Raw genomic sequence first — 12033 nt, forward strand, 5'->3', positions numbered from 1 at the left:
TTTACTCGGACGAGGATTTGTAACCCACAACAAACACCTCGGCCGGCAACGGATCCAAGTCCAGCTGGGCTCGCTGTTCATTAATGCGCGCAGCGTTGGCGTCTCGCATCGCAACAAATCGTGGATGCTCGCGAACCGAGTCGAACTCAGCCCAGGTAAAGAAAAAGAACTCCATAACGACGCGCTTTTCGACTGCCGACTCGAGAAAGTCCAGACTAAGATCCGCTTGCCCCATCATGGCCCAGTACGTGCCGTCAAACAGGTCGAACCACCAGGCGACAGATCCATTTTCACGATAGGTGTCTATGGCCTCTCTAAAGCGAAGCATGGCTGCCTGAAAGATCGCTTCGTTGCCAGTGGCGCGCGCGGCGATTGCAATCTGCCGAAAAGGTGGGGGCACAATCAATGATTGGGAGCGCAGGCGCGTTGCAACGAAATCCAGACTTCCTTCCAGCTGTGTCTTGAAATACGCCATCAAACGCTCATAGTTCCCGGTAATACTCAGAACATCGATGTAAGCAAGTTGCACCGAGTTTTGTCCTGGCGCCTCCTTTAGCGAAGTCTCCACGAGCTTCAGAGCGGCCTCGCCCTCTCCCAGGCGGGCGAACGTGATCGCGCGCTGGGTGGGGCTTCGATTCTCTATACCCAGTTCCATGGCGCTCTCACCCAGTAATAGGTACTCGCTAACTAGACTTTGAACAACACCCCTATCACGATCAACGACAGGAACCTGCTCCAGCAGCTTGATAGCATCAGCGCGGCGCCCCTCAGTAGCCGCAATCCGGGATCGATAATCAAGGGCCACTACCGGATCATTCGTCAATTCAACAAAGCGCTCCGCGATGGCCACCGCACCAGCATAATCCCCCAGTACATCACGACCATTCATGGCATTGTTTACCGCAGGAGGGAATAGCGGGTCGATCTCCAGCAGAACCTCCAGTTCATCAACCGCTTCTCGCATGCGACCACTATTCTGTAGCGATATCGACAACCAGTTGCGTGCATCCAGGGAATTGGGGTTCAGCTCCAGCGCCCGACGTAAGCTGGCCAGGGCAAAATCCGGATTACCCAGATTATCATTCAGCAGGCCGCGGACCGCGTGGGCATCGGCAAGATTCGGGTCAAGCTCCAAGGCCATGGTGACATCGGCTTCGGCCTTGTTTGAAGACTCCTGAACAGGGATTTTCCCGTAGGAGCGCGGCCGATCAGACAGCAGCAGGTAAGCCTTGGCGCGCGCTGAATAAGATGGCGCATACTCGGGGTCAATGCTGATCACCTGGTCCAGCAGCGCTTTTGCGCGGGTCAGTTTTGCTTCGTCCCGGGTATAGATAAGATCCCGCGCCTCCAAAAACAAGCCGTAAGCCGTGACGTCAGTTCGCGTAGCTGGCGCTACCTCTGGAGCCGCAACAACAACCAACTGCTCTTTGAGCGCCACCAGAATCTGCTGAGCAATGTCGTCCTGCACCGCAAAAATATCACTGAGATTGCCATCGTAGGTTTCGGACCAAAGGTGATAACCATCACTGACCTGAATCAGCTGGGCAGTGACACGCACGCGGTCGCCCTGGGAGCGCACCGAGCCCTCAAGGATATGGGCAACTTTCAGCACCCGGCCGATTTCTTTTAGATCCTCGTTCCGACCCTTAAATGAGAAGGACGATGTGCGCCCGGCGACTTTAAGCGCCTTTACCTTGGCAAGCACATTGAGCAATTCTTCGGAGATACCATCGGCAAAGTATTCTTGATCGCCACGCGGCGAAAGATCGGCAAAGGGTAAAACAGCAATAGAAGCATCTGGTGGCGTGTTCGGGTCCGCAATGACCACCGGGGTATCTGCAGGCTTACCATCTTCGGCAGCAGAATTAGCCGACGCAACAACAGCCGGAGATTCGGCAGGCGTCCCCTCGCCCAAAAACCGCGGCATCACCATCGCGCCGGCAAAGAGCAAAAAGGAGATGATCAACACCACGTCCAGCTTTGAGCCGGTCTGGGCGGTAATGCTTTCGTCTTCATCTACGGAAGACGTGCGCTTAATGCCATCGGGAGTAAGCTCAAAGGCCCAGGCAAAAATCAGTGCGATGGGGAAAACAATAACGAGAAAGGACAGTACAACGGCATCAAACCAGGCGGGCAGCGCGATGGCCTCTTCTACCGTCGCAGCCACCTGCACCAGCAGCCAGCCCACCACCGTATATACACCGGCCACGCGAAACACGTTACGCCGTTTTAGCTCGCCGAGAAAACTCACGAAAGATGCCTGCAAAGGAGTCAGGGCAACCATAGCGTATCGCCGGAACTGAGACTACAGCCCTTTTCTTACTTTAAACGCGAAGTCTGGGACCTGCGGAAAATAGCTGGGCTATCATTGGTCACGCCAAACCCCATTACCGCGGAGAACCCCATGCGAATTCTGTTAGTCACTCTTTGCCTCCTAAGCAGTCAGATCTTCGCGCAGTCTCTGCCAGGGTTTCGCGAGGAAACCACCGCCTTCTCCGCAGAATCAGAAACGCGCCGTCAGTTACTGCAGGTGTCTTTGGGTCGCGTTCCAGCGGACTTACTCGTTCGCAACGTCACCCTGCTTAATGTCTTTACGGGCAACTGGGAATCTGCTCAGGACATCGCCATCGCGGGCGATCGAATCGCCTGGGTAGGTAATAGCGGCAACTTTACGGGCAAGGCGCTGGCCACGCGCGATGCCAGCGGCTTGTGGGCCGTTCCCGGCTTTGGTGAATCCCACAAACATATCGAAAGCAGCTACCTCACGCCGGAGTACGAAGCCGAGCTGGTTGTGCCCTTTGGCAGCACCTGGACCGTAGAGGGCTCTCACGAGATCTCTAACGTCGTGGGCAAGAACAACGTGGACTTTTGGCTCTATGCAGAGGATGCGGGCAGCCCGCTAAAAATCTTCCCAGCGGTAGGCTCAGCGACTCCACCTACGGTTTATGAATCCGGCGGCGGCTACTACGGTCATGATGAAATGGCGGCGTTTATGGATCGTGATCTGCGCGTCGTGGGACTGGGCGAAGTCATGGACTGGACTGCCGTCAGCGAGCTGGAAGCACCGGGCCACAAACGTATCTGGGGAATGATGCAGGCCACGCGTCAAAGTCGCGGTGTGATCGAGGGCCATGGGGCGGGCCTTGTTAGCGCTGCCGATATCAACGCCTTTGCGGCGGCAGGCCTGTCCTCGGACCACGAGGTTCGCTTGCCCGAAGAGGGCCTGGAAAAACTCCGTCGAGGTGTATTTTTAGAGGTCAAGGTGCGGGCAATGCGCGATCTGTTCCCACACCTCATTAAGGAAGGCCTGAATGACTGGAGCAATATCTCGGTAACCACTGACGATCGCGATGTGCATACCACTACTCAGCTGGGCTCAATGGATTACAACATTCGCAGTGCCATCAAATTCGGAGTGCCGACCAAAATCGCCTATCAGTTGGGCAGCTACAACACGGCGCGGCATTTCCATATCGATCACCTGGTAGGGAGCATCGCGCCAGGGCGCTTCGCTGACATCGTCCTGCTCACAGACCCCGACACCGTCGCTGTGGAATCGGTATACGCCAGCGGAATGCTCGCCGCGCAGAACGGCAAATACCTATTAGATGTACCCAAGATTGAATATCCAGCCTGGGCAACGAACACAATGAATGTTGGCCGTAAGCTGACGGCACAAGACTTTGCCATGCCGGCACCCAAAAATCGCGACGCGATGGACATTGCTGTTCTTGAGCCTTTCTACTTTAAGCCGGAGCTTCCCAAAGACACGCTTGCCGTCACCGACGGTGAACTGCGCGCCGACCCTTCACGGGGTATTAGCAAGGTCGCCATGATCGATCGTTACCATGGCGATGCAGCACTCTCCACCATGTTTTGGCGCAACGTGGGACCAATCTCTCCCCGTTCCGCCCTGGCCAGCTCCCAATCTCACGACCTTCACAATATCTGGGCACTGGGTAATGACGATGCGGCTATGGCGTTGGCAGCAAACACCGTCGCCGAGATGCAAGGTGGCTGGGCCCTCGTGCACGATGGCGTAGTCGTCGCCAAAGTTCGACTGGAGGTTGCTGGCCTCGTGTCGCAGCGCTCCGTAACGGACGTTGGCGCCGAAGTAGAAGCGCTGTTCAATGCGGCTGACCAAATGGAGTGGATCGGCAATCCGGGTTTACCGGAGCGCATGCGCTTTGCGTTTTTAACCGCATCGCCGTGGAAGTGGCAATTGGTAGCGCCCTACGCCGATAACCCCGGCGGACTCGTGAACATCACTACCGGCGAAACACACCCCGTAGCCTGGTGATGCGAACGGGCTTGTTCCTCGCGCTACTGCTGGTCGCGGTCAGCGCGAACTCCCACCTTCTCAACATGTCCAGATCGTCCGTATCTGTGGCGGCTGATGGCAGCGTTACTGTCGATCTCTCTCTTGATCTATTAGCAACCGCCAGAAGCCGGGAGAGTTACTGGTCCTGGAGTCAGCAGAGCGCCCCCCTTGCAGATGGCGCAATCCAACAGGCGCTGGCGCCACTCCCTGAGGCCGTTGCCCTTACCGCTAATGGTGAGCAGGTGACGCTAAGCATAGAGGATGTTCGTTTCCCTGATGCTTCGCGGGAGGAATTTCTTGACCCTCTGGGCTGGCCGCGCACGGAAGTCACGCTCAAAGGGCAGCTACCGGTCACACGGTCAACACCGCTCACGCTTGAGGTTTCCTATCTCGATAGTTTTCGCTTTGAAGAGCCCATCGCGAACACATTGATTGATGAACGCGGTGAGCGCCGGCAAACGCGGTGGTTGGTAACAGGACAACGATCACCCCAGTTCCAGATCATGGGAACAGGCTCGCCTGCGCAGGAGACGCCGTTTACCGCCCGCGTGCAGTCAGAAGACAGATCCGCAGAAGCACGGGCGGTGTTCGCAGACTTACTGCTCACAGGTTTTCGCCACATCTTCCCAGATGGAATCGATCATCTGTTGTTTGTAGCCGCACTGTTTTTTGGATCCGCATCCATTGCTGGACTTGTAGGCATTATTACGCTCTTCACTCTAGCCCATTCCCTGAGTCTGGGCATGACAGCGCTGGGGTGGTTCAGCGCACCCGCTACCGTTGTCGAGCCACTAATTTTGTTGAGTAGTTTGTGGATTGCCGTCGCTAACCTGCTCGGCCATGGCCGGACTCATACTCGCTATCCTCTGGTGCTGTTCTTTGGGCTTATCCATGGACTTGGCTTCGCCGCCGCCTTGCGCGAGATAGGCCTGCCGGGGGAATTTATTTTGACGGGCTTATTGGCATTTAACCTTGGGGTGGAGGCCGCGCAGCTCGCTTTCCTGTTTGTGCTAAGCGTTCTCGCACTACTCGTCACGCAATCACTTTCGGGTTTATCACGCTGGCGCCGAGGTGGCTCTTTCGTCGTCATCTTGGCCACGCTGGGTATTGCCGGCGCTCGTTTTCTGTAACAGCAAAGAGCATTACTTTTAAAACAGCAGCAGTCGTCCTAAACTAGCTGTCTAATTAACAATAAGGCGTAACTCAAGATGCCCATTTCCCGTGCTCCACATTCATCGCTAACGTTCAAGCAAAGCGGTTCTGGCCGCTCCAAAGTCACAGCATCGGCGATTGCTCGATCCGCAATCCTTCTTGTGCCACTCCTAGTTCTGGGCGGTTGTAACAAACAACCAGAACCGGCGGCCGTTGCCCCCGCAGAAGCACCCGTCGAAAGCTTTGCGGATGTCACGACCCAGCGAATCATCGACACGGGTGCCAGTGAAGAGTGGTTAACGTATGGCGGCAGCTATGACGAACAACGACACTCGTCACTCACCCACATTAACCGTGATAGCGTCGCCGAACTGGGCGTGGCCTGGACCTACGAGCTCAAAACCAACCGCGGCGTAGAAGCCACGCCAATCGTGGTCGATGGTGTTATGTATGTCACCTCTGCCTGGTCGCTGGTCTACGCGCTTGACGCACAAACGGGAGAAGAGCTTTGGGCCTACGATCCAGAAGTCGATAAAGCCGTAGGTGTTAATGCCTGCTGCGACGTAGTTAACCGCGGCGTGGCTGTGTACGAAGGACAGGTCTTTGTTGGTGTGATCGATGGTCGTCTCGAGGCGCTGGATGCAAAAACTGGTGCACGCAACTGGAGCGTAGTCACTGTCGACCAGTCCAAGCCTTACACCATCACCGGAGCGCCCCGCGCAGTGGATGGCAAAGTATTGATCGGCAATGGCGGCGCCGAACTCGGCGTGCGCGGCTATCTCACTGCCTACGACGCCAACTCCGGCGATAAAATCTGGCGCTTTTACACCGTCCCCAATCCCAACAAGAAACCCGATAATGAGATCTCCGACGAAGTGTTCTCACGACTGGCCAACGACAGCTGGGGTGACGAAGGCCACTGGGTGACCGATGGCGGCGGTGGTACCGTGTGGGATTCCATCGTCTACGACGATGTGAACGAGCAAATCATTTTTGGCGTAGGCAACGGCTCACCCTGGAACCGCGACTTCCGTGATCCTTCAGGCGGCGATAATTTGTTCTTGTCTTCGATTGTTGCTGTCGATGCTGAGACCGGCCGCTATCGCTGGCATTTCCAAACTACTCCGGGCGACAACTGGGACTACACGGCGACCCAAAGCATCATCCTGGCGGACCTGCCCCTGGGTGATTCTGGCACTCCCCTGCGGGTCGCCATGCAGGCGCCCAAGAACGGCTTCTTTTATGTCGTTAATGCAGAAACTGGCCAATTCATCTCGGGCAGTGCTTTTGGTCCGGTAAGCTGGGCCACCGGGCTGGATGAAGCCGGGCGACCCATCGAGGCCGAAGGCGCCCGCTATGGAGAAAACCCCGTGTGGCTCCTTCCTGGGCCCTTGGGTGCGCATAACTGGCATCCCATGGCCTTCAACCCCAGCGAGGGTCTTGCTTACATCCCTGCACAGGAAGTTCCTCAGGCCTATGGCGCGGATGCGCGCTACGCGAATAACTCCGCGGGCTGGAACACGGGCGCAGATTTCGCGGCATTGATCCCTGCGACGGTCAGATCTTCGGACCTCAAGGCCGCGAGGGCTACGCTTAAAGGTCGGCTTATCGCCTGGGATCCCAAGACACAACAGCCGCGATGGACCGTGGAGCATCCCAATGCCTGGAACGGTGGGGTGCTGTCAACAGCGGGTGGACTGGTCTTTCAGGGACGTCTCGACGGACAGTTTTTTGCCTACGACGCAGCGACAGGCGAGCCGCTCTGGTCTTACAATCTCCAATCGGGCGCCAATGCCGGGCCAGGCACCTATTCGATTGATGGCACGCAGTACCTCACCATCAGCACAGGCTGGGGTTCCGTTTTTGGCGTAGCCGCCGGTTATGCTTTTGACGAAACAGTACCCTCCACCCTCGGAAAGGTTGTGACGTTCAAGCTAGGCGGCACAGGAGAAATCACAAAGCCTGATTTTCCGTTGATTGACCGTACAACAACGGCCGAGGCCTTTGGTGACGAAGAGATGATCAATAAAGGTTTGGTGCACTATGCGCGCAACTGCTATGTGTGCCATGGCGCCTTTGCAATAAGCTCTGGCGTTCTACCCGACCTCCGGTGGTCGCCTATTACCACCAACGCCGAAGCCTGGAAGAGCGTGGTGCATGATGGTGTGCTTGCCGAAAAAGGTATGGTGTCCTTTGCTGACCATCTCAGTGAGGAGGACATAGAGGCGATCCGTGCTTACGTCGTTTTGCAGGCAAGAAACGACATGGCGGAGCGCGCGCTGGCGTCGTCAGGAGAGCAATAATTCCCATCTTATCCAAACAGATCAATCACTGACTGTTGGATAGCTGCCAGGCCGCAAAAAGCAATACAGAAATCTGCGAAGCACTTTTTGCGGCCTTTCAAAATGTCTACACAGCGAGCGTTCGCTCGCTGTACTCAAACGATCTGCAAGCATAGCAGAGCAACAACCGACCAATGAATATGGATGTGCTGCTGGGTTTCTCGCTACCACCGCCGCCTCGGGCCTGATTGAGGCCCTTTCCTGACAAACACCAGCACCGGGTTCATTTCACTCTCAGGAGCAATTCGCCATGGCTACCGCACAAGCACCTATCGATTCGGGTTTTGACAAGAACAGCACGGCTCTTGAGGTTATCGAGGGCATCGACCTCTCGGGCAAGCTGGCGGTGGTTACGGGTGGCTACTCAGGCCTCGGGCTCGAAACAAGTCGCGCATTGGCCGCCGCAGGGGCCAACGTCCTCGTGCCAGCAAGACGCCCGGAACATGCACAGGCGGAATTAGCCGCACTTGCAGATTTACCCGGGAACATTCAGGTCGACAGCCTCGACCTTGGCGATCTGGAGTCCGTGAAAGCATTTGCCCAACGCTTTAACGCGACGGGGCGGAGCATAGATATCCTGATCAACAACGCCGCGATCATGGCCTGCCCCGAGACACGTCTTGAGCTCAACCGCGAGGCCCAGTTTGCGACGAATCATCTGGGCCACTTTGCGATGACCTTATTGCTATACCCAGTTCTGAAAGCAAATGGCGGTGCGCGCGTCGTGTCTCTGTCTTCTACGGGACACAAGTTGTCGCCAATCCGCTGGGACGATCTGATGTTCGAGAAAGACGAATACAACAAATGGATTGCTTACGGACAAGCAAAAACCGCAAACAGTCTCTTTGCTGTAGAGCTGGATGCTCTGGGTCAGACCGATGGTGTGCGCGCCTTTGCTGTGCATCCCGGCGGAATCATGACGCCACTCCAGCGCCATCTCCCCAAAGAAGAAATGATCGCCATGGGATGGATCGATGAAGCAGGAACGGTAAACGCAATCTTCAAGAACCCAGAGCAAGGCGCTGCGACCAGTGTCTGGGCCGCAACTGCTCCAGCACTGGAGGGCCAAGGCGGGATCTATTGCGAAGACTGCAATATTGCTAAGAACACCCAACCAGATAGCAGCACAGCGAGGTATAGCGGCGTTGACCCCCATGGCATCGATGCCGAAGAGGCACGCAAGTTATGGGCGCTATCCGAGTTGCTCACGGGGGTTTCTCTAGATTGACTGGCAAAGCCCGTCTCTCGCGACGACGCCTACTCGCCTACACAGCAAGCGGCCTGGCACTTTCCAGTCTTGGCGGCTGTGACGACACACCGCCCCCCGGTCGCTACACGCAAGCCGATATCGATTTGCTCGACAACCAACGCAGCCTCGAGGCACAACAACGAGGCAAAGGCCCCTACGGTGATCAGCGCTACGAAGGCTATCGCGGGCTGGCAACCCTACCCTGGTTTGAGATCGACAACACGGGACGGCTTATCTGCATCGATGATAGCCTTCCCGGAATCGTAGACGTACATGCTCACCTCGGCATGTCGATATTGTTCAAGCCAGAGTTAGATCTCCAGGCAGTAACCCCGCGCGTACGCCACTTGCTGGACTGCGACGGCGCCGATCCACCCTGCGAACTGGATCTGGATGTGTACATCAACGGCAACTTTTCTCCAGAAGCCCTGAAGCAAAACGAGAAGGTGCTCACGACGCAGGGACTCTGGGGTAATGAGGTGGTGCGCAGCCACACGATCCCCAATTTGATCGCCGAGATGGACACGATGCGGGTGCAGCACTCCTTTGTGCTGCCCATAAAGTTGGGCCTGCCCTTTGGCGACAATATTAGCGAACAGTGGCGGAGTGCGATTTCTCGTGCCGACGCGGCTGACAGAATAACCACCGGTTGCTCTGTCCATCCTCGCGACGATTATCGCGTCGAGGAGCTTCGCCTGCATGCAGCCAAAGGTGCCAGACTGGTCAAGCTACATCCGACGGTACAGAAGTTCTATCCAGACGACTCCAGCCTGAATCCGCTCTACGAAGAGGCACAACGCCTGGGGATGGTGGTGTTCTTTCACGGCGGTCGCGCCGGCATCGAGCCCGCTTCGAGTCAGCCGTTTGCCGTACCTCGACACTATGCCCGTGTGTTGGAAGACTTTCCGCGATTGCAGGTGATTTTGGGTCACGCGGGCGCGCGCGACAGCGCAGCCATGGTGGATCTTGCGGTAAAACATCAAAACGCCTGGATAGGCATTCACGGCCAGGGCGTTAGCAGCCTTGAGGCGATCATCAATAAAACCGGGGGGGAACGTCTGCTTTTTGGTACCGATTGGCCCTGGTATCACTTGGGAGCAACCCTTGCCAAAGTGCTGATCACTACGGACACGCCCGAGCGCTCTGCTGTGCGTGATGCAATTCTTAGGAATAACGCAGTAGAGCTGTTTCCGGAACTGGCGGAAAGGGAGAATTTAGGCTAAAAATTATTTTTGTCTAAGTTCAGTCCAATTTTGAAAAACCGGCGTATGTTTTTCTAGTAAGGCAAAAGCAACCTGCAAAAAGAGGACACAGGTGATGTTAATAGCGCGTTTATACGATGATGAAGGACAAGCACGAGCCGCGGCCAAGGCCTTGGTTGAAGTAGGTTACAGCAGCGACGATGTCGCCGTCATGGAAGGCCCCAAGGCAAGCAATCCGTTCGCCGAAGCGGCCCCTGCGGAGTCGGCAAGCGCTGAATCCGTGAGCCATGCGGTACGGGTTGGCAGTATGTTGGGTAATCACGCCGACTTTTACATGTCGCGATTAACCGCGGGACGCACGCTTGTTGTTGCCACCCCTCCATTTATTGCATCGCGCATGGTCGAGGTGATTCTGGATGAGCACAATCCTCTTCCGGATTCCCACGTACCTGCACCCCCACCTTTTGTACCCATCAGCGAGCAGGCTACGCCGCTGTCAAACATGCTGGGGCTGCCCGTCCTCGCCAATGGCACCATGTCCGAGGCTTTTGGATTTGGCACCAAGCAAGACGGCCTAAGTCACTTCTCACGCTGGTTTAAGCCTCTGGCGTCGGACTTCACGTTCTCGTCCCTGGTTGGCTGGAAGATCAAGAGCAGCGGCGACACGCCCCTGTCTTCTTTGCTCAACCTGCCCGTGAAGAGCGATCGTCTGGAAGGTAAGAGCTCGTCCTTTGGTATGCCCCTGCTGGCCAAGAGCGGCACACCGCTCTCCTCCATGCTGGGCCTGAGAGTGCTCTCGAAGCGCGATCATTACCTTTATAGCTAAGGATTAGCTAAGGATTAGCTAAGGAACAGTTCGGTCACGGCAACTGATTGACTGTTTCGCAAATTGATACTCTGGCGGTGCCCGTAAAAGGCATCGCCGGCTTTGTTTTCGATACCCCGTACTCCCACCGTATTCGGCTTCCGATAAGGAACTGCCCAGGCGCTTCGTGTTTACCAGCTGGATACGTTAGCCACTTATCGCGTAGTGGAAAGTGAGTCGCTTTCCTCTGATCCGATTTCCGATATGGGGTGTTTTGAGACATCGCGAAAGACCGCTTTCGCCTAAACGCGGCCCGTTGATGACAAGGCGATCTTTCTCAGAGCAGCCAGCAATAGTAGGCATGAAGTCAGGAAAAGCAGTGTTATCGGCATTACCGGAACGGGCGTTGGCGGAGCCGCGCTCGGCTGACTCGAGGTCGCAAAAACAACAGTGTTGCTGGGAGGGCCATCGCCGTCAATATTTACCCCGACAACTCTCACTCTGTACTCAGTGCCCGGTATCAACCCTGTTAAGACAGTACTGGATGTGTCCGGACCGCTTATGTCTATCCGGATCGCCGGCGTGGATCCGTCCGTTGGTTCGACGATGACTCCATAACCTGTGATTGGTTTGGCAGCACTCGGGTCCTTTGGCCGCGTCCATTGAACCGTTGCCCCAGATGTCAACGCGGAGCCCACTGCGGCCATGGGAGCCAAGGTTAACTGAACGGCCCCGATTGTCCTTGTGCCGTTGCCGTCCACCCTGGGATTACCAAGAGCGTCAACCGTAAGTGTTGAACCGTCGATTGGGCTCATCAACTCATTGGTGCCACCTGGTGTCGCATCGGTAATGATATCTATCAATACGCCGGGCATACCGGTAGTTCCCAGCAGAGGCGTTACCAGAAACGGATAAACCCTAGTGACAAACTGCCCAGTGGGTAGTCCCGGTGCATCCGTAAG

At 56.2% G+C, this 12033-nt stretch carries 8 protein-coding genes; 6 read left to right on the forward strand and 2 right to left on the reverse strand.

Going from position 1 to position 12033, the window contains the following annotated elements:
• Nucleotide 1: 1 nt before the first annotated feature.
• Nucleotides 2–2251, reverse strand: coding sequence for a tetratricopeptide repeat protein (locus ACTG39_RS03800; protein WP_439106204.1), 2250 nt, complete (start codon nucleotides 2249–2251; stop codon nucleotides 2–4).
• Nucleotides 2252–2404: 153 nt separating this feature from the next.
• On the opposite strand from ACTG39_RS03800, the gene ACTG39_RS03805 reads away from it, so the two are divergent.
• The 6 genes from ACTG39_RS03805 to ACTG39_RS03830 all read left to right on the forward strand — a co-directional run bounded on the left by ACTG39_RS03805 (nucleotide 2405) and on the right by ACTG39_RS03830 (nucleotide 11092).
• Nucleotides 2405–4300, forward strand: coding sequence for an adenine deaminase (locus ACTG39_RS03805; protein WP_439106205.1), 1896 nt, complete (start codon nucleotides 2405–2407; stop codon nucleotides 4298–4300).
• On the forward strand, nucleotides 4300–5451 hold the full coding sequence (locus ACTG39_RS03810; protein WP_439106206.1) for a HupE/UreJ family protein: 1152 nt from the start codon (nucleotides 4300–4302) through the stop codon (nucleotides 5449–5451). Before ACTG39_RS03805 ends, ACTG39_RS03810 begins: the two co-directional genes overlap by 1 nt.
• Nucleotides 5452–5634: 183 nt before the next feature.
• Entirely contained in the window at nucleotides 5635–7776 is a 2142-nt protein-coding gene (locus ACTG39_RS03815) for a PQQ-dependent dehydrogenase, methanol/ethanol family (RefSeq protein ID WP_439106207.1), read from the forward strand.
• 289 nt (nucleotides 7777–8065) lie between these two features.
• Complete coding sequence (locus tag ACTG39_RS03820) at nucleotides 8066–9043, forward strand: SDR family NAD(P)-dependent oxidoreductase (protein WP_439106208.1); 978 nt, start codon at nucleotides 8066–8068, stop codon at nucleotides 9041–9043.
• Nucleotides 9040–10287, forward strand: coding sequence for an amidohydrolase family protein (locus ACTG39_RS03825; RefSeq protein WP_439106209.1), 1248 nt, complete (start codon nucleotides 9040–9042; stop codon nucleotides 10285–10287). Before ACTG39_RS03820 ends, ACTG39_RS03825 begins: the two co-directional genes overlap by 4 nt.
• Nucleotides 10288–10378: 91 nt before the next feature.
• Nucleotides 10379–11092: a hypothetical protein gene (locus ACTG39_RS03830; RefSeq protein WP_439106210.1), complete on the forward strand. Its 714-nt coding sequence runs from the start codon at nucleotides 10379–10381 to the stop codon at nucleotides 11090–11092.
• A gap of 281 nt (nucleotides 11093–11373) precedes the next feature.
• Here ACTG39_RS03830 and ACTG39_RS03835 read toward each other — a convergent pair whose 3' ends face one another.
• On the reverse strand, nucleotides 11374–11946 hold the full coding sequence (locus tag ACTG39_RS03835; protein ID WP_439106211.1) for a fibronectin type III domain-containing protein: 573 nt from the start codon (nucleotides 11944–11946) through the stop codon (nucleotides 11374–11376).
• Nucleotides 11947–12033 lie beyond the last annotated feature (87 nt).

Source organism: Congregibacter sp. (genome assembly GCF_965662665.1).
Lineage (GTDB): Bacteria > Pseudomonadota > Gammaproteobacteria > Pseudomonadales > Halieaceae > Congregibacter.

What these genes read in the sequence shown, in the direction of transcription:
- ACTG39_RS03805 (WP_439106205.1), top strand. Translation starts at nt 2,405, where the DNA reads ATGCGAATTCTGTTAGTCACTCTTTGCCTCCTAAGCAGTCAGATCTTC.
- ACTG39_RS03810 (WP_439106206.1), top strand. Translation starts at nt 4,300, where the DNA reads ATGCGAACGGGCTTGTTCCTCGCGCTACTGCTGGTCGCGGTCAGCGCG.
- ACTG39_RS03820 (WP_439106208.1), top strand. Translation starts at nt 8,066, where the DNA reads ATGGCTACCGCACAAGCACCTATCGATTCGGGTTTTGACAAGAACAGC.
- ACTG39_RS03835 (WP_439106211.1), bottom strand. Translation starts at nt 11,946, where the DNA reads ATGCCCGGCGTATTGATAGATATCATTACCGATGCGACACCAGGTGGC.